Origin of the sequence: Burkholderia sp. DN3021 (assembly GCF_049805555.1) — a bacterium.
In the GTDB taxonomy this organism is placed as follows: Bacteria; Pseudomonadota; Gammaproteobacteria; order Burkholderiales; family Burkholderiaceae; genus Burkholderia; species Burkholderia pyrrocinia_C.
The window spans coordinates 63,228-84,586 of record NZ_JBNCAB010000023.1; the positions used below are offsets into that span (position 1 = coordinate 63,228).

17 protein-coding genes and 1 pseudogene are annotated in these 21,359 nt (G+C 68.3%); 11 read left to right on the plus strand and 7 right to left on the minus strand.

Annotation, left to right across the window (positions count from 1 at the left end; translation table 11 throughout):
- The first annotated feature begins 95 nt into the window (after nucleotides 1–95).
- On the plus strand, nucleotides 96–1,307 hold the full coding sequence (locus tag ACPUER_RS14410; RefSeq protein ID WP_034182848.1) for a pyridoxal-phosphate-dependent aminotransferase family protein: 1,212 nt from the start codon (nucleotides 96–98) through the stop codon (nucleotides 1,305–1,307).
- 57 nt (nucleotides 1,308–1,364) lie between these two features.
- On the opposite strand, the gene ACPUER_RS14415 is transcribed toward ACPUER_RS14410, so the two are convergent.
- Complete coding sequence (locus tag ACPUER_RS14415) at nucleotides 1,365–2,297, minus strand: helix-turn-helix domain-containing protein (protein WP_425131424.1); 933 nt, start codon at nucleotides 2,295–2,297, stop codon at nucleotides 1,365–1,367.
- A gap of 136 nt (nucleotides 2,298–2,433) precedes the next feature.
- On the opposite strand from ACPUER_RS14415, the gene ACPUER_RS14420 reads away from it, so the two are divergent.
- Nucleotides 2,434–3,324: a DMT family transporter gene (locus ACPUER_RS14420; RefSeq protein ID WP_175962515.1), complete on the plus strand. Its 891-nt coding sequence runs from the start codon at nucleotides 2,434–2,436 to the stop codon at nucleotides 3,322–3,324.
- A gap of 120 nt (nucleotides 3,325–3,444) precedes the next feature.
- On the opposite strand, the gene ACPUER_RS14425 is transcribed toward ACPUER_RS14420, so the two are convergent.
- Nucleotides 3,445–4,659, minus strand: a complete 1,215-nt coding sequence (locus ACPUER_RS14425) for an MFS transporter (protein WP_175962516.1) — start codon at nucleotides 4,657–4,659, stop codon at nucleotides 3,445–3,447.
- Between the two features lie 337 nt (nucleotides 4,660–4,996).
- Between ACPUER_RS14425 and xdhA the strand changes: the two genes are divergently transcribed.
- The 4 genes from xdhA (at nucleotide 4,997) to ACPUER_RS14445 (ending at nucleotide 10,029) form a co-directional block, all read left to right on the plus strand.
- On the plus strand, nucleotides 4,997–6,547 hold the full coding sequence (gene xdhA, locus ACPUER_RS14430) for a xanthine dehydrogenase small subunit (RefSeq protein ID WP_425131425.1): 1,551 nt from the start codon (nucleotides 4,997–4,999) through the stop codon (nucleotides 6,545–6,547).
- Nucleotides 6,548–6,565: 18 nt separating this feature from the next.
- A complete protein-coding gene (gene xdhB / locus ACPUER_RS14435; RefSeq protein ID WP_425131426.1) occupies nucleotides 6,566–8,920 on the plus strand; it encodes a xanthine dehydrogenase molybdopterin binding subunit in 2,355 nt (784 codons plus the stop codon).
- Nucleotide 8,921: 1 nt separating this feature from the next.
- On the plus strand, nucleotides 8,922–9,539 hold the full coding sequence (gene xdhC / locus ACPUER_RS14440; RefSeq protein WP_310137990.1) for a xanthine dehydrogenase accessory protein XdhC: 618 nt from the start codon (nucleotides 8,922–8,924) through the stop codon (nucleotides 9,537–9,539).
- Between the two features lie 88 nt (nucleotides 9,540–9,627).
- On the plus strand, nucleotides 9,628–10,029 hold the full coding sequence (locus ACPUER_RS14445) for a polyketide cyclase (protein WP_425131427.1): 402 nt from the start codon (nucleotides 9,628–9,630) through the stop codon (nucleotides 10,027–10,029).
- 16 nt (nucleotides 10,030–10,045) lie between these two features.
- On the opposite strand, the gene ACPUER_RS14450 is transcribed toward ACPUER_RS14445, so the two are convergent.
- The 3 genes from ACPUER_RS14450 to ACPUER_RS14460 form a co-directional block, all read right to left on the minus strand.
- A complete protein-coding gene (locus ACPUER_RS14450) occupies nucleotides 10,046–10,993 on the minus strand; it encodes a LysR family transcriptional regulator (RefSeq protein WP_175962521.1) in 948 nt (315 codons plus the stop codon).
- A gap of 68 nt (nucleotides 10,994–11,061) precedes the next feature.
- On the minus strand, nucleotides 11,062–11,700 hold the full coding sequence (locus tag ACPUER_RS14455; RefSeq protein WP_204425891.1) for a DsbA family protein: 639 nt from the start codon (nucleotides 11,698–11,700) through the stop codon (nucleotides 11,062–11,064).
- Between the two features lie 84 nt (nucleotides 11,701–11,784).
- Entirely contained in the window at nucleotides 11,785–13,230 is a 1,446-nt protein-coding gene (locus tag ACPUER_RS14460; RefSeq protein WP_310137982.1) for a TAXI family TRAP transporter solute-binding subunit, read from the minus strand.
- 430 nt (nucleotides 13,231–13,660) lie between these two features.
- Here ACPUER_RS14460 and ACPUER_RS14465 point away from each other — a divergent pair, with 430 nt between their 5' ends.
- The 5 genes from ACPUER_RS14465 to ACPUER_RS14485 all read left to right on the plus strand — a co-directional run bounded on the left by ACPUER_RS14465 (nucleotide 13,661) and on the right by ACPUER_RS14485 (nucleotide 19,990).
- Nucleotides 13,661–14,026, plus strand: coding sequence for a BON domain-containing protein (locus tag ACPUER_RS14465; RefSeq protein ID WP_175962522.1), 366 nt, complete (start codon nucleotides 13,661–13,663; stop codon nucleotides 14,024–14,026).
- A 138-nt stretch (nucleotides 14,027–14,164) separates the two neighbouring features.
- Nucleotides 14,165–16,255 carry a D-(-)-3-hydroxybutyrate oligomer hydrolase gene (locus ACPUER_RS14470; RefSeq protein ID WP_425131428.1) on the plus strand — a complete coding sequence of 697 codons (2,091 nt, stop codon included), beginning with the start codon at nucleotides 14,165–14,167 and terminating at the stop codon, nucleotides 16,253–16,255.
- Between the two features lie 614 nt (nucleotides 16,256–16,869).
- Nucleotides 16,870–18,708, plus strand: coding sequence for a S10 family peptidase (locus ACPUER_RS14475; protein WP_425131429.1), 1,839 nt, complete (start codon nucleotides 16,870–16,872; stop codon nucleotides 18,706–18,708).
- A gap of 287 nt (nucleotides 18,709–18,995) precedes the next feature.
- Nucleotides 18,996–19,553 carry a nucleotidyltransferase domain-containing protein gene (locus tag ACPUER_RS14480; protein WP_072436430.1) on the plus strand — a complete coding sequence of 186 codons (558 nt, stop codon included), beginning with the start codon at nucleotides 18,996–18,998 and terminating at the stop codon, nucleotides 19,551–19,553.
- The gene (locus ACPUER_RS14485) at nucleotides 19,553–19,990 is read left to right on the plus strand and encodes a hypothetical protein (protein WP_175962525.1); all 438 of its coding nucleotides are present in this window, start codon (nucleotides 19,553–19,555) and stop codon (nucleotides 19,988–19,990) included. Before ACPUER_RS14480 ends, ACPUER_RS14485 begins: the two co-directional genes overlap by 1 nt.
- Nucleotides 19,991–20,110: 120 nt before the next feature.
- Here ACPUER_RS14485 and ACPUER_RS14490 read toward each other — a convergent pair whose 3' ends face one another.
- A complete protein-coding gene (locus ACPUER_RS14490; protein WP_034183419.1) occupies nucleotides 20,111–20,899 on the minus strand; it encodes a sulfite exporter TauE/SafE family protein in 789 nt (262 codons plus the stop codon).
- Between the two features lie 306 nt (nucleotides 20,900–21,205).
- Nucleotides 21,206–21,359: pseudogene (locus ACPUER_RS14495) on the minus strand (MFS transporter); the annotation flags it as partial.

The following is a 21,359-nucleotide window of genomic DNA, read 5'->3' on the forward strand; positions in this document are numbered from 1 at the left end:
GCGCGAGGCCGCGGAACGCGGAATGATCGATCAGTTCGCCATGCAGTTGGTTTGGCGGGCGTCCGTGTATTTCCCTTCCTCACCTTTTGCCAGCCATGTCCATCGATTACTCGCCGATTCCCTGTCCCGTCGTCGTGCCGCTCGACGCGATCCTGCCCGAAGAACCGCTGCTGATGATGGGGGCCGGCCCGGTTCCGATCCCGGCCGCCGTCGCGAAGGCGAACACGATCGTGATCAACCACCTCGGCGCGACGATGGCGAAGATCATCGAGCAGGTGAAGGAGATGGCGCGCTACGTGTTCCAGACCCGCACGAAGTGGGTGCTCGGCGTCGCGGGCCCCGGCTCGGCCGCGATGGAAATGGCGATCTCGAACCTCGCCTGGCGCGGCACGCGCGTGCTGTCGATCCGCAACGGCTTCTTCAGCGCGCGGATGGCCGAGATGGCCACGCGCGTCGGCGCCGACGTCGCGACGCTCGAAGTGGCGGACCGCGCGGTCGCGAGCCTCGACGAGATCGCGGACGCGATCGCGCGCGAGCGGCCCGAGATCGTCACGATCGTGCAGGGCGAGACGTCGAACACCGTGTGGAACCGCGATCTGCGCGACATCGCTGCGCTCGCGAAGGCGGCCGGCGCGCTGGTCGTCGTCGACGCGGTGTGCACGCTGTCGACGATGCCGCTCGACATGGACGCGTGGGGCATCGACGCGGTGATCACCGGCGGCCAGAAGGGGCTGTCGTCGATCCCGGGCGTGTCGCTGATCGCGTTTTCCGACGCCGCGTGGGAACGCATGAAGCATCGCCCCGAGCCGAATACGCACTGGTGCCTCGACATGGCGCTCGCGGAGAACTTCTGGCACAACGCCGGCTATCACTACACGGCGCCGGTGTCGGGCGTGCTCGCGCTGCACGAGGCGCTGCGGCTGGTTTGCGCGGAGACGCTCGAAAGCCGCTTCGCGCGCCACCTGCGCTGCTCGCTCGCGCTGCAGGCGGGCGTCGAGTCGATGGGGCTCAAGCTGTATGCGCCGAAGGACTGCCGGCTCAATTCGGTGGTCGGGATCGAGACGCCGGAAGGGCTCACGCCCGGGATGGTCTGCGGCCATATCTCGAAGCAGTACCAGGTCGAGATCTCGGGCTCGTTCGGGTTGCCGATCGTGCGGATCGGGCAGATGGGCGAGCAGTGCCGCGAACACAACCTGTTCCGCACGCTGCATGCGTTCGGCCGCACGATGGTCGACCTGAAGGTGCCGGTCGACCTGCCGGCCGGTGTCGCGGCGCTCGAGCAGGAACTGTCGCGACGCGGCGCGTAACGCCGCACGCGGCCGACCGGCCTCGGGGGCCGGCTGGCCGCGATCGGTCGATCGCGCTCAGCGGCCCTGCATCGCGCGCCGGTACGTATTCGGCGTCGTGCCGTGCGCGTCGCGAAAGCGATGGCTGAAGTGGCCGGCGTTCGCGTAGCCGCAGTCGGCCGCGACCTGCGCGAGCGGCAGCGACGTCGTGCGCAGCAGTTCGCGCGCCCGCGCGAGCCGCTGCTCGGCGACCCACGCGTGCGGCGCGCGGCCGAACGACAGCCGGAACATCCGCGAGAAGTGGTATTCGGACAGCGCGGCGACGTCGGCCAGTTCGCCGAGCGTCAGCGGCTGCGTCAGGTACGTGTCGATGTAGTCGCGCACGCGGCGGCGCACGGCCGGCGCAAGCCCGCCGCGGAACGATGCGTCGGTACGCGTCGTGCTTTGCCCGCGCAGCAGCAGGCTCAGCACCTCGTGCGCGGTCTCGTTCACGCGCAGCCGCTCGTCGGCATCGTCCCAGCCGTCCAGCGCGAGCGAGCGCAGCAGCGCGGCGACGCGCGCATCCTCGAAATAGGTGCGGTCGGCGAGCTTCAGCTCGCGCGGCTCGCGGTCGAGTTCGCGGATCGCGCGCTGAGTGAAGTGCTCGGGCAGGAAATAGAGATGGATGAAGTGCATCTCGCCGCGCACCCACCAGCGCGATTCGTGGTCGCCCGGCAGCGCGCACAGCAGGCTCGGCGCGCCGTAGCGCGGCACGCGTTCGCGCTCGGTCCGGTAGCCGCCGTCGAGGTAGCACGACAGCGTGTGGTGGCCGGGTTGCTCGTAGATCGTCTCGCTTTCGTCGGTGATTCGCGTCCATTCGGCGATCGCGAGATGGTCGCCGAGCCACGCGAAGCGCTCGAGCGTCGCGTTCGCGTCGGCGAGCGCGCGGCAGACCGACTGCAGGCCGAACGGCAAATCGCCGCCGGCCAGGGCGGCAGCGTCGACGGGCGGGGCGGAGAGGGAGAAGCTCATGGTGCGACGAGTATAAGCGGGCGCGCCGCACCGGGTGCGGCGGCCGGAAAAAGACCGCAATTCCGGACAATCGGTGCGCGCCGCGCGGCGGCATAGTCGGGATCCCGTTTCATCCGATTCCTGGACCTTCGCCGCCATGAACCTGTCGCTTTATTTCGTCACCGTGCTGATCTGGGGCACCACCTGGATCGCGATCAAGTGGCAACTCGGCTCCGTGCCGCCGCCCGTGTCGATCGCGTGGCGCTTCTGGCTCGCGGCCGCCGTGCTGTTCGCGCTGCTGCGCGTGATGCGCCGGCCGGTCCGGCCGCCGCGCGAAGCCTGGCGCTACCTCGTCGCGCAGGGCTTCGCGCTGTTCTGCCTGAATTTCCTGTGCTTCTACTACGCGGAGCAGGTCGTGCCGAGCGGGCTCGTCGCGGTGATCTTCTCGACCGCGCCGCTGCTGAACTCGATCAACGGCCGGCTGTTCATGGGCCGCCCGCTGCGGCCGTCGGCGATTGCCGGTGCGCTGCTAGGCCTGATCGGCATCGCGTGCCTGTTCTGGCAGCAGATGGCCGGCCATCTCGACGATCACGCGACCTGGATCGGGCTCGCGATCGCGTTCGCGGGCACGATGTGCTTCTCGGCCGGCAACCTGCTGTCGAGCCGGATGCAGTCGATGGGGCTGCACCCGCTCGCGACCAATGGCTGGGCGATGCTGATCGGCGCGGCGATCCTGACCGTCGGCAGCGCGGTGGCCGGGATGTCGTTCGCGCTCGACATGAGCCCGCGTTATCTCGGCGCGCTCGTCTACCTGGCCGTGCCGGGCTCGGTGATCGGTTTCACCGCGTACCTGACCCTCGTCGGCCGGATCGGGCCGGAGCGCGCCGCGTACTGCACGGTGCTGTTCCCGATCGTCGCGCTGGCCGTGTCGACGGTGTTCGAGGGCTACCAGTGGTCGCCGCTCGCGGTGATCGGGCTGCTTCTGGTGGTGGCCGGCAATCTCGTCGCGTTCGACCTGACGCGCCGGCTGTTTCTCCGGACGGCCTGAGCGCGCCGGCCGTCGCAACGGTCTCCGCATAAGAAAACGCCTGCGCGATGCAGGCATTTTCTTTTTGAGGCTGCGGCGTCGCGACTTCAGCGACCGGCCGCTGTGCGGCGAGCAGCGTGATCAGGCGGCCGCGCCGCTCCCCGCCACACGCGCCTGCCGCTGGTACAGCATCATCGACAGCGCGACGCCCGCGGCGGCGGCCACCGCCGCGAACAGGAACACCTGCGGATAGCCGAACGCACCCGCGACATAACCGGCGAGCGGGCCCGTGATGCCGAGCGACAGATCGAGGAACACCGAGTATGCGGACAGCGCCGCGCCGCGGCTCGCGGGCGGCACGAGCGCGACGGCCTCGACGCCGAGCGCCGGGAAGATCAGCGCGAAGCCGAAGCCCGTCAGCGCCGCGCCGACGAGCGCGACGTGCGGCACTGGCGCGAGCCACAGCAGCACGAGGCCCGAGCATTCGAACGCGAACGACACGATCGCGACGCGGAAGCCGCCGTAGGTCTTGATCGTGTTCGCGAACAGCAGGCGCGCGCCGATGAACAGCGTGCCGAACACGGTCAGCGACAGCGCGGCGTTCGGCCAGTGGCGCGCCGCGTAGTACAGCGTGACGAAGGTCGCGATCGAGCCGAAGCCGGCCGAGCCGAGCGCGAGGCCGAGGCCATGCGGCAGCACGCGCGTGAACACGCTCGCATACGACATCCGCTCGCCGTGCACGAGCGGCACCGAATCGATCAGGCGCGCGAGGTAGAAGCCGAGCGCGGCCAGCGCGATCACGATCACGCCGATCAGCGCCGGATTCAGCGTATGCGCGATCGCGACGCCGACCGGTGCGCCGAGCGCGAGCGCGCCGTAGGTCGCGATGCCGTTCCACGAGATCACCTTCGCGTTGTGCGCGACGCCGACCCGGCCGATGCCCCACAGAATCGCGCCGGTGCCGCACAGGCTCTCGCCGACGCCGAGCACGAGCCGGCTCGCGACCAGCAGTACGAGGCTCGCGACCGGCCAGTGTGCGAGCAGCAGCGCGACCAGCAGCAGCACGCCCGACACGCCGCAGCCGACCAGCCCGCGCAGCACCGTCTGCTTCGGGCCGAGCGTATCGGCGAAGCGCCCGGCGAGCGGCCGCGACGCGAGCGTCGCGAAATACTGGACGCTGATCGCGCCGCCCGCGACGATCGCGGAAAAGCCGAGGTCGTCATGGACGAAGCCCGGCAGCACCGCGAGCGGCAGGCCGATGGTCAGGTAGCAGATGAACGTGAAGCAGACGACGGACACGATTTGCAGCGTGACCGCGAACCCGCTGCGTGCTGGTGTGGCGGAATCGGATGACATGGGGTCGGAACGAATGGGCGAAACGGAGCGTGACGGAACGGAAGACGGCGCAAAACGGAATCGGGATTTTCCCATGGAACCGGTTTTCACGCAGGTACCATTCAGTTAATCGCGACCCGTTTTCGCGCGCAACGGATCGGCGCCGGTACGCCGGGAAGGCCGTGCAGAAAGGGCGACGGGTGCCCCGGCGCTCATATCGCGGCAGTTATATGGGCCTCATGCGTGATGGGCTATGGGTTGCGAAATTTGATGGTGATAGCGTGCAAACTGTCAGAGAAACGTCGGTCGAGCGCTCCGCGCAGGCCGCTTTACCCCCCATTTGAAGAATCATCGAGACATGAGTGAGCCGATCCGCTTCTACCATCGTCACGCGATCCGCGAGGTCAGCGGCGCGGACGTCACCCGCACCGTGCTGCAGTACCTGCGCGAGGACGCGCATTGCACCGGCACCAAGGAAGGCTGCGCGGAAGGCGACTGCGGCGCGTGCACGGTCGTCGTCGGCGAGCTGACCGACGCCGGCGCGGTCGAGTTCAAGGCCGTCAACGCATGCATCCAGTTCCTGCCGACGCTCGACGGCAAGGCGCTGCTGACGGTCGAGGATCTGCGCCAGCCGGACGGCTCGCTGCATCCGGTGCAGCAGGCGATGGTCGACTGCCATGGTTCGCAATGCGGGTTCTGCACGCCCGGCTTCGTGATGTCGATGTGGGCGCTGTACGAGAAGCACGGCCACGAAGGTTGCGGCAGCGCGTGCGCGAAGGCGAAGGACGTGCCGACGCGCACCGAGATCGCCGACGCGCTGACGGGCAACCTGTGCCGCTGCACCGGCTATCGCCCGATCGTCGATGCGGCCGTGCAGATGTTCGACGCGGCCGGCGAAGGTGCGTCGGCACCGGTCGACACGGCCGCGCTCGCCCGCACGCTCGCGTCGCTCAGGCGCGACGACACGTTCGACTACGCGACGCTCGACGGCGCGCGCTTCGCGGCGCCGCGCACGCTCGACGCGCTGGCCGCGCTGAAGGTCGAACGGCCCGACGCGCGGATCCTCGCGGGCAGCACCGACATCGGCCTGTGGGTCACGAAGCAGATGCGCCGGCTCGACGACCTGATCTACGTCGGCCAGATCGCCGAACTGCAGCGCGTCGCGGAGCGCGGCGACTGGATCGAGATCGGCGCGGGCGTGACGGTCGAGAACGCGTATGCGGCACTGGCCGGCACCTATCCGGAGCTGACCGAGATGTGGAAGCGCTTCGCGTCGCTGCCGATCCGCAACGCGGGCACGCTCGGCGGCAACGTCGCGAACGGCTCGCCGATCGGCGATACGATGCCCGGCCTGATCGCGCTCGGCGCGCGCGTCGTGCTGCGCGGCGGCGATACGGTGCGCGAGCTGCCGCTCGAGGCGCTCTACACGGGCTACCAGCAGAAGGACATGGCGCCGCACGAATTCGTCGTCGGCGTGAAGGTGCCGACCCGCACCGGCGCGCGCGAGAAGCTGCAGTTCCGCACGTACAAGCTGTCGAAGCGGTTCGACTCCGACATCTCGGCCGTCTGCGCGGCGTTCGCGTTCATCGCGGACGGCGACACGATCCGCGAGCCGCGCATCGCGTTCGGCGGGATGGCCGCGACGCCGAAGCGCGCGGCGCACACCGAAGCCGTGCTCGACGGCGCGCTGTGGCACGAAGCCACCGCGCAGGCCGCGATGCAGGCGCTCGAGCGCGACTACCAGCCGCTGTCCGACATGCGCGCGACGAGCACGTATCGCCTCGATACCGCGAAGAACCTGATGTATCGCTTCTGGCTGGAGACGCGCCCGCACGACCCGCTGCCGCCGCAAGCCCTGAACGTGCGTGAAGTGGCCGCCGAAGCCGGCGCCGACGCGGCGCGCGTCTGAAGACGGAGAACACCGAAGATGAACCAGCAAGCAGAACCGTTCCTGAGCACCCTCGACCCGCAGGCCGACGCCGCGCAGGTGCACGTATCGCGCGCGCACGAATCCGCGCACCTGCATGTCAGCGGGCGTGCCACCTACACCGACGACATTCCGGTCGTCGCGGGCACGCTGCACGCGGCGCTCGGATTGTCGGCGAAGCCGCACGCGAGGATCGTGTCGATGAACTTCGACGCGGTGCGCGCGACGCCGGGCGTGGTCGCGGTGTTCACGGCCGACGACATCCCGGGCGTCAACGATTGCGGCCCGATCATCCACGACGACCCGGTGCTCGCCAAGGGCATCGTGCAGTTCGTCGGCCAGCCGATGTTCATCGTCGTCGCGACGTCGCATGAAACCGCACGGCTCGCCGCGCGCCGCGCGCAGGTCGATTACGAGGAACTGCCAGCGATCCTGACCGCGCAGGAAGCGCGTCAGGCCGAAACCTACGTGATCCCGCCGCTGAAGCTCGCGCGCGGCGACGCGGCCGCGCGCCTCGCCGCCGCGCCGCACCGCGCGTCGGGCGAAATGCTGCTCGGCGGCCAGGAGCAGTTCTACCTGGAAGGGCAGATCGCGTACGCGGTGCCGAAGGACGACGACGGGATGCACGTGTATTGCTCGACGCAGCATCCGAGCGAGATGCAGCACCTCGTCGCACACGTGCTCGGCGTCGCGTCGCACAACGTGCTGGTCGAATGCCGCCGGATGGGCGGCGGGTTCGGCGGCAAGGAATCGCAGTCGGGCCTGTTCGCGTGCTGCGCGGCGCTCGCCGCGTGGAAGCTGCTGTGCCCGGTGAAGCTGCGCCCGGACCGCGACGACGACATGATGATCACCGGCAAGCGGCACGACTTTCATTACCGCTTCGACGTCGGCTACGACGACGACGGCCGTCTCGACGGCGTGGCGCTCGAGATGACGTCGCGCTGCGGTTTCTCGGCCGACCTGTCGGGCCCGGTGATGACGCGCGCGGTGTGCCACTTCGACAACGCGTACTGGCTGGGCGACGTCGACATCGCCGGCTACTGCGGCAAGACCAACACGCAGTCGAACACCGCGTTCCGCGGTTTCGGCGGCCCGCAGGGCGCGTTCGCGATCGAATACATCCTCGACGACGTCGCGCGTGCGCTCGACCGCGATCCGCTCGACGTCCGCTACGCGAACCTGTACGGCAAGACCGAGCGCAACGTGACGCCGTACGGGCAGACGGTCGAGGACAACGTGCTGCCCGAGCTGCTCGGCGAACTCGAGACGACGAGCGGCTACCGCGCACGGCGCGCGGGCGTGCGCGCATTCAACGCGCGCAATACGGTGCTGAAGAAGGGCATCGCGCTCACGCCGGTGAAGTTCGGGATCGCGTTCAACGTCACGCACTTCAACCAGGCCGGCGCGCTGGTACACATCTACACCGACGGCTCGGTGCTCGTGAACCACGGCGGCACGGAGATGGGGCAGGGGCTCAACACGAAGGTCGCGCAGGTCGTCGCGCACGAGCTCGGCATCCGCTTCGGCCGGATCCGCGTGACGGCGACCGACACGAGCAAGGTCGCGAACACGTCCGCGACGGCCGCGTCGACGGGCTCGGACCTGAACGGCAAGGCCGCGCAGGATGCGGCGCGCCAGTTGCGCGAGCGGCTCGCGGTGTTCGCGGCGAAGCAGTTCGGCGACGGCAAGGCCGATGCGGCCGACGTGAAGTTCGGCAACGACGTCGTGTGGGTCGGCGGCCAGGGCGTGCCGTTCGGCGAAGTGATCGCGAAAGCGTACCTTGCACGTGTGCAGTTGTGGTCCGACGGTTTCTACGCGACGCCGAAGCTGTACTGGGATCAGTCGAAGCTGCAGGGCCGGCCGTTCTACTACTACTCGTATGGCGCAGCCGTGTCGGAAGTCGTGATCGACACGCTCACGGGCGAGATGCGCACGCTGCGCGTCGATGCGCTGCACGACGTGGGCGCGTCGCTGAACCCGGCGCTCGACATCGGCCAGGTCGAAGGCGCGTTCATCCAGGGGATGGGCTGGCTGACGACCGAGGAGCTGTGGTGGAACCAGGGCGGCAAGCTGATGACGCATGCGCCGTCCACGTACAAGATCCCGACCGTCAACGACACGCCGCCCGAATTCAACGTGCGGCTGTTCGAGAACCGCAACGTCGAGGACAGCATCCACCGGTCGAAGGCCGTCGGCGAGCCGCCGCTGCTGCTGCCGTTCTCGGTGTTCTTCGCCGTGCGCGACGCGGTTGCGGCGGTCGGCGACTACAAGGTGAACCCGCCGCTCGACGCGCCGGCCACCGGCGAGTCGATCCTGCGCGCGGTGAATGCGGTGCGTGCGGCTCGGGCAGGCTGACATGAACGGGCCCGCACGCTCGCTTCGCACCGCGTCGACCCCGACGTTCGCGCAGGGCACCGGCCGGCGCAACCGCGCGACCGGCGCGCCGGCGCCGATGCACATCGTGCTGTTCGGCGCCGGGCACGTCGGTCACGCGCTCGTCACGCTGCTCGGCGCGCTGCCGTGCGTCGTGCAGTGGGTCGACACGCGCGACGAGCTGTTCCCGGACGAATGTCCGCCGAACGTGCAGCCGGAGCCGACCGACACGCCGGAGGCCGTCGTCGACGCGGCGCCGCCCGGCGCGTACTTCCTCGTGATGACGCACAACCACGCGCTCGACTTCGCGCTCGCCGCGCAGATCATGCGGCGGCGCGACTACGCGTACTTCGGGATGATCGGCTCGCGCACCAAGCGCGTGAAGTTCGAGCGCCGGCTCGCCGCGCGCGGCGTCGATCCGGCGCGGCTCGCGGAGATGGTGTGCCCGATCGGCGTCGCGGGCATCGTCGACAAGGCGCCGGGCGCGATCGCGGTGGCCGTGTGCGCGGAACTGCTGCAGGCGCGCTCGGGCATGCCGGTGGCCGACGCGAAGGCGGCCGCGGCAGGGCGCGCGCGCGACGACGTGTCCTGCGCGCGGTAACGTCGCACGGCTGGCGCACGGCCGCGCGCTTTTGCATACACTGCACGACGACGCGCGGCACCGGGCCGCGCCTTTCCGTGCAGGCGCCATGTCCGATCACCCGATCTATCTCGACGCGCTCGATGCGAGCCTCGTCGCCATCGAGCGCTGGCTGTCCGGCGTCGACACCGCGCCCGCGGCGCTCGACGCGCTGCTCGCGCCGTTCTCCACCGGTTTCACGATGATCCTGACCGACGGCCGCGTAGTCGACCGCGACGGCACGCGCGCGCTGTTCGCGAAGCTCGCCGGCGCGAAGCCGGGGCTGCGCATCACGCTGTCGGAAATCCGCGTGCTCGCGGCCGACGCATCGCATGAGGTGATCACCTACCTCGAAGCGCAGCACGCGGCATCGGGAGAGCTGCCTGCGCGCCGCTCGACCGCCGTGTTCGAACGCGATGCGGCGGGTGTCGTGCGCTGGACTCATCTGCAGGAAACGTTCTGCACGGCCTGAGCGGCCGCTCCGCGTATCAGCGCTTGCGGCTGCGGGCGACCGTCAGCTCGTCGGACACGCTCTGCATCAGCGCGCACAGCCACGCGATGTCGGTCGGGCGGTCGGGCTGCGGATGCGTGAGCAGGTAGCTCTTGATGCGCGGGAACGGCACGGGCGGCGTGACGACGACGAGCGGCAGCAACTGCGCGTAGTGCGTCGCGAAGCGGCGCGTCGTCGTGAAGATCAGGTCCGACTGCAGCAGCACCTGCGGCACGATCCCGAAGTAAGGCAGCGTCGTCACGATGCGCCGCGCGAGGCGCGCGCGTGCGAGGCCGATCTCGATCGCGTTGCGCTTGTCGCCGGTGTACGGCGTGGGCGCGACATGCGCGGCCGACGCATACGCTTCGCGCGTGAGCGGCACGTGCGCGAGCGGGTGCGCTTCGCGCATCAGGCACACGATCGTGTCGGAGAACAGGTCCTGGCGCGCGAACTGCGGGTCGGGCTTCGGCCAGTTGCCGATCACGAGATCGAGCGCGCCCGATTCGAGCGCGCCCGCGTGGTCGAGCGCGGGATTCAGCGAATCGATTTCCAGGTGCGCATGCGGCGCTGCGTCGCGAAAGCGTTCGATCAGCGTCGGCATGAAGAAATCGTTCAGGTAGTCGGGCGCGGCGACGCGGAACGTGCGCCGCGCGGACGACGGGTCGAAATCGCCGTGAGGCGTCGCGATGAAGTCGACCTCGCGCAGCGCGCGCTGCGCGGCTTCGAGCAGCGACGCGCCGTATTCGGTCGGCACCATCCCGGATTTGCCGCGCACGAGGATCGGGTCGTTCAGCGTCTCGCGCAGCTTGCGCAGCGCGGTGCTGATCGCGGGCTGGGTCTGGTTCAGCCGCAGCGCGGCCTGCGTGACGCTGCGCTCGAGCAGCAGCGTGCGCAATACGCGCACGAGCCAGATGTCGAGCGAGGCGGTGCGGTCGTCGTCTTCCATCGGTGCGGGTGATTCGGGCGAAGCGTAACCTTACCGCAGCTGCACGTTGCCGTGCGTGATACCGGCCATCACGCCCGGCCCTTCGGCAGCGTGCTGATCCGCTTGACCTCGCTCGATTCGAGCCAGTTCGGCGTGCGCGCGCAGTACAGCACCATCGGCAGCGCGTCTTCACCCCAGAACAATTGCTTGTTCATCCAGAACGTCGGCACGCCGAACACGCCGAGCGCGATCGCGTCGGCGTTGTTGCGGGCCAGCTGCGCACTCGTCTCCTCGAATTCGATCAGCTCGTCGCCGTGGCCGACGCCGACGCGTTCGCACAGCGCAGCGAAACCGTCGGGCGTCGACGGATCGTTGCCGTCGCGCCAGATGAAGCGGTACATCTCCAGTACCGTCGCGATATCGGCGCGCAGCGCGATCGCGAGGCGCAACACCTTGTCGGAATCGAACGGGTGCGCGGGCGGCATCTTGAAGCGGATGCCGAGCTGTTCCGCGCGAAACAGCGCGTGACGGTACGTGAACACGCGCTTGGCCGGCACGTCGGCGCTCGGGCGTTGTCCCCAGTGGCGCTGCAGGTCGATGAGCGACACGGCGACCGGTTCGAACGGCACGTCCGGCCATTTGTCATGCTGTTCGAGCAGCAGATAGGAGAACGGCGACACGAAGTCGAAGAACCAGGCGGGCTGGGCGGTGTCGAGGCCGGTTGTCATGACGATCTCCAGAGGGTGGGGCGTACGGCGGCCTCCATGGTACGCGGGCGGGCGCGCATGCAGCAATGATCGCGGATCGTCCGCTTACGCGGAACCGGGAGTCGCCCGGGGGGGCGCGCCGGCCGGCGGCGACCCGGCGTCGGCGCGTGCCTGCGGCTTTCCGCCGGCGCCAGGCGACCCCGCCGGCGTGTCCTGGTCGTGCGCGGTGAGCCGTTCGCGCACGAAGCCGATGTGCTCGCGCAGCACGTAGAACTGCCCCGCGTAGGCGAGCGGCATCTTCATCCGGTTCACCGCTTCCTCGATGTCGTCGAGCTCGTCGAGCAACCGGACGCGTTCCTCGGCCGTGTGCTCGCCGAGCGCGCGACGCTCGAGCGCGATCAGCGCGCCATACCAGCGATAGATGCGCGAACGCACGCGCCAGCCGTACAGCGACGGCACGAGCCGCAGCCCGGGGATCAGCACGACGATCAGCGGCACGATCACGACGAGCAGCCGGTCGACGAGGCTCGCGACCCAGAACGGCAATCTCCGGTACAGGAAGGTCTTGCCCGACTTGTAGTAGCGCGCGGCATCGTCGGACAGCGGAAAGCCGCGCGTGACGGACGACGGGAATTCGCCCGCGTGCTGCAGGATCGTCGCGTGGCCGTGCACCTCGCGCGCGGCCTCGATCAGCAGGTCGGACAGCGCGGGGTGCAGCGAGTCGCGCGCGACCAGTTCGATCGTCGGCGCGACGGTATGGATGTCGGCGGGCGGCAGGTTCCGGCCGAGATCGTAGACGCCCATCGGCAGCGTGATCGCGGTCAGGTACGGAAAGCGCCGCGCGTACGCTTCGGCCTGCGTGAACGAATACACGTGCACGCCGGGCGCGCGGAACAGTTTCGCCATCACGGGGATCTGCGTCGAGTCGCCGGACAGGAACGCTGCGTCGATCTTGCCGTCGAGCAGCGCGGTCGCGGCGTCCTCGCCGGCCGTCGGCAGCAGCTCGGTCGGGCCGCCCGGCACGATGCCGTTCATCTTCAGCAGCGCGAGGCTCAGCTCGCGTGCGCCGCTGCCTTCCGCGCCGAGCGCGAGCCGCTTGCCCTTGAAGTCGGACAGGCGCGCGACGATCGGGCCGCGGTACATGATCGCGAGCGGCACGTAGCCGATGCTGCCGAGCGATACGAGTTGTTCGTCGCGCTCCTTCGGGCCGATGCCGCTCTGCACGAAGCCGACGTCGACCGACGCGTTCGGGTTCGACAGCCGCGCGAGGTTCTGCGCGGATCCTTCGGACGATTGGACGTCGAGCGTGACGCCGTTCTTCGCGAGGATGGCCTTGTATTTCTGCGCGGCGTTCCAGTACGTGCTGCCGGGCGGCCCGGCCGAGATCACGAGCGTGGACGGCGGCGCCGGCTGGATCAGCCTGACCGCGAGCCAGACGGCCGCGCCCGCGAGCAGCACGGTGGGGCCGATCGACAGCGCGAGGTCGCGCCACGACACCGCGACGAAGCGGGCGAGGATGCGGCGAGGCGGACGAGGGCGGGCAGGCTTCATGGGGTCGGCGGATGACGCTGGCGTGACGCATCGATGACGGCCGTCATGGACGATGCGGATTCTCGCGGCGATGGTACCCGGTTTCGCCGCGCATGCGCGAGTCGGGCGCCGCGGCGCGGCTCCGCGGCGACAGCGGCGGGCGGCGCGTCGTCAAAAGCTTTGCGCTTCCGCGGGCGCTGGATTACATTGTGCGACGCAGCCGCGCCCGATTCGCGCGCGACCCGGCACGCAATTAGACCGGGCGCGTCCGGCCGGCGGCTGTCCGGCCCGGCCGGCCCGCTATCGCGCGCGCCGGCTGTCGGCCCGTCTCGCCTCTCTCGTATCGCCGTGGAAATCACCGGCTGTCCCGCCCGTTCGCGCGCGGGCCGGCTGTCTTTGGGGGTATCCGGCCGTACTGTGCACGGCCGTTCCGGAGTTACAAGGAGATAGCATGAAGTCGATCGTGTTGAGAGCGTTGGGCGTCGCCGCCGTGGCGGCCTGTTTGTCGGGCAGCGTGTATGCGCAGTCGAGCGATGCGGCGGCAACCGAAGCGCCGGCGGCCGCGACGAGCGCGCCGAAGGCCGCCGCGAAAACCGCGAAGAAGGCGAACCGCAAGCTCGGCTACGCGGTGCGCAAGGCGATTTCGAAGGAAAGCGGCGTGGATGTGTCGAACCTCGTCGTGCGTTCGAAGGGCGGCGCGATCTCGCTGGAGGGCACGATGCCGGCCCAGGATCAGATCGACAAGGCCGAAGCTGCAGCCAAGGGCGTGAAGGGCGTGACGTCGGTCTCGAACAAGCTGACGGTCCAGCAGCAGTGATGCCGGGCGGCGGCGCGCGAGCGCCGCAGGTGCCCGCTTTCGGGCGGGCTCCGGCATGCCGGAGCCCGTTTGCGCTTCAAAGTCCGCAAGCCGCGTGCGACGCGGCGGCGGACCGATAACGATATCGAGAGGGCGGCGATGGCTAGGCTCGGGTGGGGCAGGCGGATGGTTTTCGGTGCGGCGCTGGCCGCTGTCGCGATGCTCGGCGCCTGCAACGGCGACGAATCGGCCGAGCGCAACCGGCTGCCCGGCTTCGTGTCCGGCAGCGTGCGCACGACGGCCTACGACGGCGCCAGTGACGATTTGTTGACGGCCGGCCTCGGCAAGACGGGGCTCGCGGCGGCGACCGCGCCCGGCTTTGCGAATCCGTCCCGGCCGACGAGCGCCGAGCTGCGCCGTCTCGCGATCTGGTCGAACTACCGCGCGCTCGTCGACATGAGTGCGAACGGCGGCTACGGCCGCTTCTGGGGGCCGAACGTCGACCTCGACGGCAACGACACGCTCGGCGAAGGCAAGATCCCCGGCACCGAATATCTCGCGTATTCCGACGACGGCAGCGGCAGCAAGAACGTGACGCTGCTCGTGCAGGTGCCCGCCAGCTTCGACCCGGCGCAACCGTGCATCGTCACCGCGACGTCGTCGGGCTCGCGCGGCGTGTACGGCGCGATCTCCGCGGCCGGCGAATGGGCGCTCAAGCGCGGCTGCGCGGTCGCATACAACGACAAGGGCGGCGGCAACGGCGCGCACGAACTCGGCACCGATACGGTCACGCTGATCGACGGCACGCTCGCCAACGCGGTGCTCGCCGGCACTGCGAGCCTGTTCACCGCGAACGTGACGAGCGGCGATCTCGCCGCGTTCAACAGCCGCTTCCCGAACCGCTATGCGTTCAAGCACGCGCATTCGCAGCAGAATCCCGAACAGGACTGGGGGCGCGTGACGCTGCAGTCGGTCGAGTTCGCGTACTGGGCGCTCAACGAGCAGTTCGGACCGCTGATCGACGGCTCGCATCACGGCGTGCGCTATCGCGCGGGCGACATCACGACGATCGCCGCGTCGGTCAGCAACGGCGGCGGCGCGTCGCTCGCGGCGGCCGAGCAGGACAACCGCGGCTGGATTACCGCGGTCGTGGTTGGCGAACCGCAGATCAATGTGCGGATGTCGCCGAACGCGATCGTGCGCACGGGCGGCCAGCCCGTGCCGTCGTTCGGCCGGCCGCTGGCCGACTACGCGACGCTCGCGAACCTGCTGCAGCCGTGCGCGGCCGCGTCGGCGTCGCTCGCTGGTGCGCCGTACCTGAGCGCGCTGCCGGCCGCGACCACGCAGTCGATCCGTACGCAGCGCTGCGCGACGCTCGCCGCGGCCGGGCTCGTGTCGGGCGCCGACCCGCAGAGCCAGGCCGCCGACGCGCTCGCGCAGCTCCACGCGGCCGGCTATCTGGCCGATTCCGACCTGCTGCAGGCGCCGATGTGGGATTCGCAGGCGATTCCGGCGATCTCGGTCACCTATGCGAACGCGTACACGCGCTCGCGCGTCATCGACAACCTGTGCAATTTCAGCTTCGCGACGACGAACGCGGCGACGGGGGCGGTCGCTTCTCCCGCCGCGTCGCCGATGACGGCCGTGTTCGGCGTCGGCAACGGCGTGCCGCCGACGGCCGGCATCAACCTCGTGTTCAACACGGGCGCGGGCGTCGACCACCGGCTCGCGACGCCCGATGCGAGCTTCGCGGGCGCGCTGTGCCTGCGCCAACTCTGGACCAACGGGATGCTCGGGATGCCCGCGAACGTCGACGCGGTGCGCGTGAACGCAAACCTGCAGGGCAAGCCGGCGATCATCGTGCACGGTCGCAGCGACGCGCTCGTGCCGGTGAATCACGCGTCGCGCGCGTACGTCGCGCAAAACGGCATCAGCGAAGGCAGCCGCAGCCAGCTCGTGTTCTACGAGGTGACGAACGGCCAGCACTTCGACGCGTTCCTGCCGGTCGCGGGTTTCGACACGCGCTTCGTGCCGGTCCACTACTACGACCTGCAGGCGCTGAACCTGATGTGGCGGCACCTGAAGAACGGCGCGCCGCTGCCGCCGTCGCAGGTGATCCGCACGGTGCCGCGCGGCGGCACGCCGGGCGCCGCGCCCGCGCTGACGAGCGCGAACCTGCCGCCGATCTCGGCCGCGCCGGGCGCGAACGCGATCACGACCGGCGCCGGCGCGATCGACGTGCCGCTCTGACGGCGCCCGCCGCGCCGCCATCACGAAGCCGGACAGCCGTCCGGCTTTTTCTTTTGATCGCGTGGAATCGGTCCCGTGTCGCCTTTTATCCGAATGGCGAGTGCCGTAACAAATTATTACTTTACGGCGGTAAATCCGGAACCTATTATGCGCCGGTATTTTCACTTAATTTAATAAATTACAGATACGAGATATTCCTTTCCATTTAGTTAATCGATCCTTTCGATTTTGTTAAATCGTCTCGAGTTGCGATTGGTCGTTGTTCTGCGATTAATCGGCATCTCGCCGGCGGGGGATTGTTCGTCTGCTCGAAGCGAGGCGGCCTTGTTGGGCTGGGCTTTGCGGGGTGTGCTTTTGCCGTCGATTGTGTGCGCATGCGAATGCGCGGAATGAATTCGTATTGCTGCGGATTATCGAATTGTCGTTGGCAATGAAATTGATTTCATTGTGCAGTCGCAAAAAACATGGGTGGGGTAAATCGTGCCGATCGGTATTCGCCGATCCGGTAAAAAACTCGGAGTGCGTCGCATAACGAATGCATTCCCGGTGCGGAGCGCCGGCGCAAACGATCCTTTGCGGCCGGCGGTATTTATCGTTCTGTTCGAGAGGCAATAATGACGACACGGAAGTCCTTGAAAGACGGTTTCGCGCTATTCGGAACGACACTGAGCATGCCGCTCGCCGCAGCCGCGGCCGCGGCGCTGCTCGTCACGGGATGCGGCGGCGACGACGGGCCGAGCCCGTCCGCTTCGGCCGCAGCCGCGGCCGCGACGACGTCCGGCGGCAGCACGTCGGCCAGCACCGACGCAACAGCCGCCGCCGCGGCCGACCAGCCGTACGTCGACAACGACGTGTACGGCACCGGGCCGAACGACGCGGTCACGGATTCGACGGAAGGCGCCGCGGTCGTGCACCGCCAGGTCACGATCGGCGGCAAGACCGTCAAGTACACGGCCACCACGGGCCACCTGACGACGATCGATCCGATCACGTCGGCGCCGAACGCGAAGATGTTCTACGTCGCGTACACGCAGGACAATCCCGATCCGTCGAAGCCGCGCCCGGTCACGTTCTTCTACAACGGCGGCCCCGGCTCGTCATCGGTCTACCTGCTGCTCGGCTCGTTCGGGCCGAAGCGCCTGCAGTCGTCGTTCCCGAACTTCACGCCGCCCGCGCCGTACAAGCTGCTCGACAACCCGGACAGCCTGCTCGACCGCACCGACCTCGTGTTCATCAACCCGGTCGGCACCGGTTATTCGGCGGCGATCGCCCCGGCGAAGAACAAGGACTTCTGGGGCACCGACCAGGACGCGCGCTCGATCGACCGCTTCATCCAACGCTACCTGACCAAGTACTCGCGCTGGAACTCGCCGAAGTTCCTGTTCGGCGAGTCGTACGGCACCGCGCGCAGCGCGGTCGTGTCGTGGGTGCTGCACGAGGACGGCATCGACCTGAACGGGATCACGCTGCAGTCGTCAATCCTCGACTACGCGAATGCGCTGTCCGCGCCGGGTACGTTCCCGACGCTCGCGGCCGATGCGTTCTACTGGAAGAAGACGACGGTCAACCCGACGCCGACCGATCTCGACGCGTACATGGTCCAGGCCCGCAACTACGCGGACAACACGCTCGCGCCGCTTGCGCAGAAGCCGAACCCGCAGGACGGCGGTTTCGTGAACGTGCGGCTGAACCTGAACCTGCAGACGGCGCAGCAGATGGGTTCGTACATCGGCACGGATCCGACGTCGCTGATCCAGACCTTCGGCAACCCGGCCGCGCTCGGCAACGTGCCGTCGTCGAACGACAACCCGCCGTACACGTTCTTCCTGACGCTCGTGCCGGGCACGCAGATCGGCCAGTACGACGGTCGCGCGAACTTCACGGGCAAGGGCATCGCGCCGTACATCCTGCCGAACTCGGGCAGCAACGATCCGTCGATCACGAACGTCGGCGGCGCGTACACGGTGCTGTGGAACAGCTACATCAACACCGACCTCAAGTACACGTCGACGTCGTCGTTCGTGGACCTGAACGACCAGGTCTTCAACAACTGGGACTTCAGCCACACGGACCCGACCGGCGCGAACCGGGGCGGCGGCAATACGCTGTACACGGCCGGCGACCTCGCGTCGACGATGAGCGTGAACCCGGACCTGAAGGTGCTGTCGGCGAACGGCTATTTCGATGCGGTCACGCCGTTCCACCAGACTGAGCTGACGCTCGCGCAGATGCCGCTCGATCCGACGCTCAAGGCACAGAACCTGACGATCAAGAACTACCCGTCGGGCCACATGATCTACCTGAACGACGCGTCGCGGACCGCGCTGAAGGGCGATCTCGCCAACTTCTACGATGGCATCCTCGCGAACCGCACCGCGCTGCAGCGCGTGCTGAAGCTGCAGGCGCGCACGCAGCAACTCAAGCAGCAGCAACTGAAGCAGCAGGGGCAGTAAGCGCCGTGGGCGGCTCGCGCCGCCTGAATTGACGTAAAAGCGCAGCCGGGTCACGCGCCTCGGCTCTTCGCGCGGCGTGTGTCGATGGCGGTGCTGCAATTCTCCAAGGTGCCCCCGGGAGTCATGGACCTCGGGGGCATCGTCTTGTCCGAGGACCGACTCGTCGGCCCCTGAGACTATCGGTGATGGCGGTGAGAATCCTCAAAGAGGGGATGAATAGCCCTCTGTTGATGATTTGTTAGAAAATCCCCATAATGAGGATATTTATCCCTCTATTGGGGATTTTCATGAGTCTCGCTGACTTTCTCTTCACACCGGGCATGCAACGGGTGCTTGGCGCCACACTGCTGCAGCCTGACCGTAGTTTTACGCTACAGGAACTGCTGCGTCTGGCAAACAGTGGGCGCGGCAGCGCCCAAAAGCAGGTGGACCGGCTGGTCGAGGTCGGCGTACTTAAGGAAGACGCCCGACGAGGCCGACAACGGAGCATCCGCGCGAATACGGAATTCATCCTCTATCCGGAACTGGTCAGCATCGCGCGCAAGTCATTTGCCGTTGTGGAGCCGTTGAAGGAAGCCTTGTTGCCTTTTGCCGCGCACATCTCCACGGCGTTCGTGTTTGGCTCGGTGGCCAAGGGTACCGACAGTGGCCATAGCGACATCGACCTGATCGTCATCGGGAACGTCCCTCTCCTCGAGCTATCTGAAGCCCTACACGTGGCCGAGCAAAGTCTGCTGCGCCCCGTCAACTTCTCTTTGTACGAGCCTGCTGAATGGGCTGCGCTGTTGGACGCCGACCCTGTCATGACCCAGATCGCCCAAGGCCCAATGCTGAGGATACTGTGATGCCGCGCCCGACTGAATACGAAAACCTCATCAAGACGAAAGCCTTCGATGCTGTTGCTCCGACGCCCGGGGCAATCGCGGGCTTCCTGCGCAATGCCGCGGACTATAAGGCCACCGCCGATGAGTTGGACCCCGCCCGATATCTGCAGGTATTTACCTTGGCTTACGAAGGCTATTTCCAGATGGTACAGGCCATCCTGGAGTACTACGAGGTGCGGACCAAAGACGCCGGCCGTAACTTGGCCATCCAGCGTGTGTCCACCTCGCTGGGCGTGAATACCCAGGAATTTGCCTTCATCACGAAGGCCCACGAGCGCCGCAATGGCACGTCGTACGTCTCACCGTTTCCCCCGGTGTCGAAGGCAGAGGCCGCCACCATGCTGAGCATCCTGGCCAAATACTTACCCGTTGCGCATACGCTGACCGGTACGCCGTGAGATCCGCTCGGAAGTCCGTCAAGACAGGAAGCAACGGTTGGGTTGCGAGCCGGGATGGTGTTTTTTCGTTAGGAGCGAGAGGGTATCGATGCGACGCTGCGGTGCGTCGCGAAGCGCCGCTTACGCGAGCACGAGCCGCACGCCGACCGCGACGAGCGTCGCGGCGAGCAGGTTGCGCAGCAGCCGCTCGGGCGCGCGCGCCGACAGCAGGCTGCCGAGCACGATGCCGGGTAGCGAGCCGAGCAGCAGCGACAGCAGCATCGACCAGTCGACCGAGCCGAGCAGCCAGTGGCCCATGCCCGCGACGAGCGTGAGCGGCACCGCGTGCGCGATGTCGGAGCCGACGATGCGGGTCGTCGCGAGCATCGGATACAGCAGCAGGAGCACGGTGACGCCGATCGCACCGGCGCCGACCGACGTCATCGACACGAGCACGCCGAGCATGGCGCCCGTGAGCACGGTCGACCACAGCGTGCGCGCGGGGCTCGGCGCGAGCGGGTTGCGCGCGGCGAACGCGGTGAGCTGCGGCCGGAAGATCAGCGCGAGCGACGTGAGCAGCAGCGCGATGCCGAGCACGAGCTGGATCATCCGGGCGGTGCCCGGCGTGTTCATCCCGTGCGTGTGCAGCCACCACAGCGTGAGCGCCGCGGCCGGGACGCTGCCCGCCGCGAGTCGGCCCGTGATGCGCCAGTCGATCGAACCCTTCAGGCCGTGGACCAGCGTGCCGGTGGCCTTGGTCGCGGCTGCGTACAGCAGGTCGGTGCCGACCGCCGTCGCGGGGTGGACGCCGAACAGCAGCACGAGGATCGGCGTCATCAGCGAACCGCCACCGACGCCCGTCAGGCCGACGAGGATGCCGACGAACAGACCGGACAGGGAGTACAGCAGATCGATATGGGGAAGCGACATCGGAAGCAGGCGGTTATGCGGCGTTCGGCGGCGGCGCGCGGCCGCTGCGCGCGCGTCAAAGTCCGCCATTGTCGCAAAAGTGGCGGGCCGATGTACGACTGCGTTAAAAATCGGCCGCAAAGGCCCGTGCGGCGGGCGGCCGGACGAGTGTGAAACGCGCGTTTGAGCGAGGGCGGGGCCGATAACGGTGACGGCCCGAAAGGTATGACGAACCGGGAATGCCTGCCGCGGCTCGGCACCCGCAAAAAAGGGCGCGACACGGCGCGCCCTGGTTCGATGCCGGCGACCGGCTTGGTCGGCCGGCGGTCAGTGCATCGCGGGGCCGACGCTTTCGACGCCGTTCTGCGGCCGGATGCGCAGCGCGAGGCCGATCAGCGCGGCCGCGGCGGCGAACGCCGCGCCGAACGCGAAGGCCGCGTGGTAGCCGCCGTTCAGCGCGTCGAGCGGCGCGGCCTGCGCG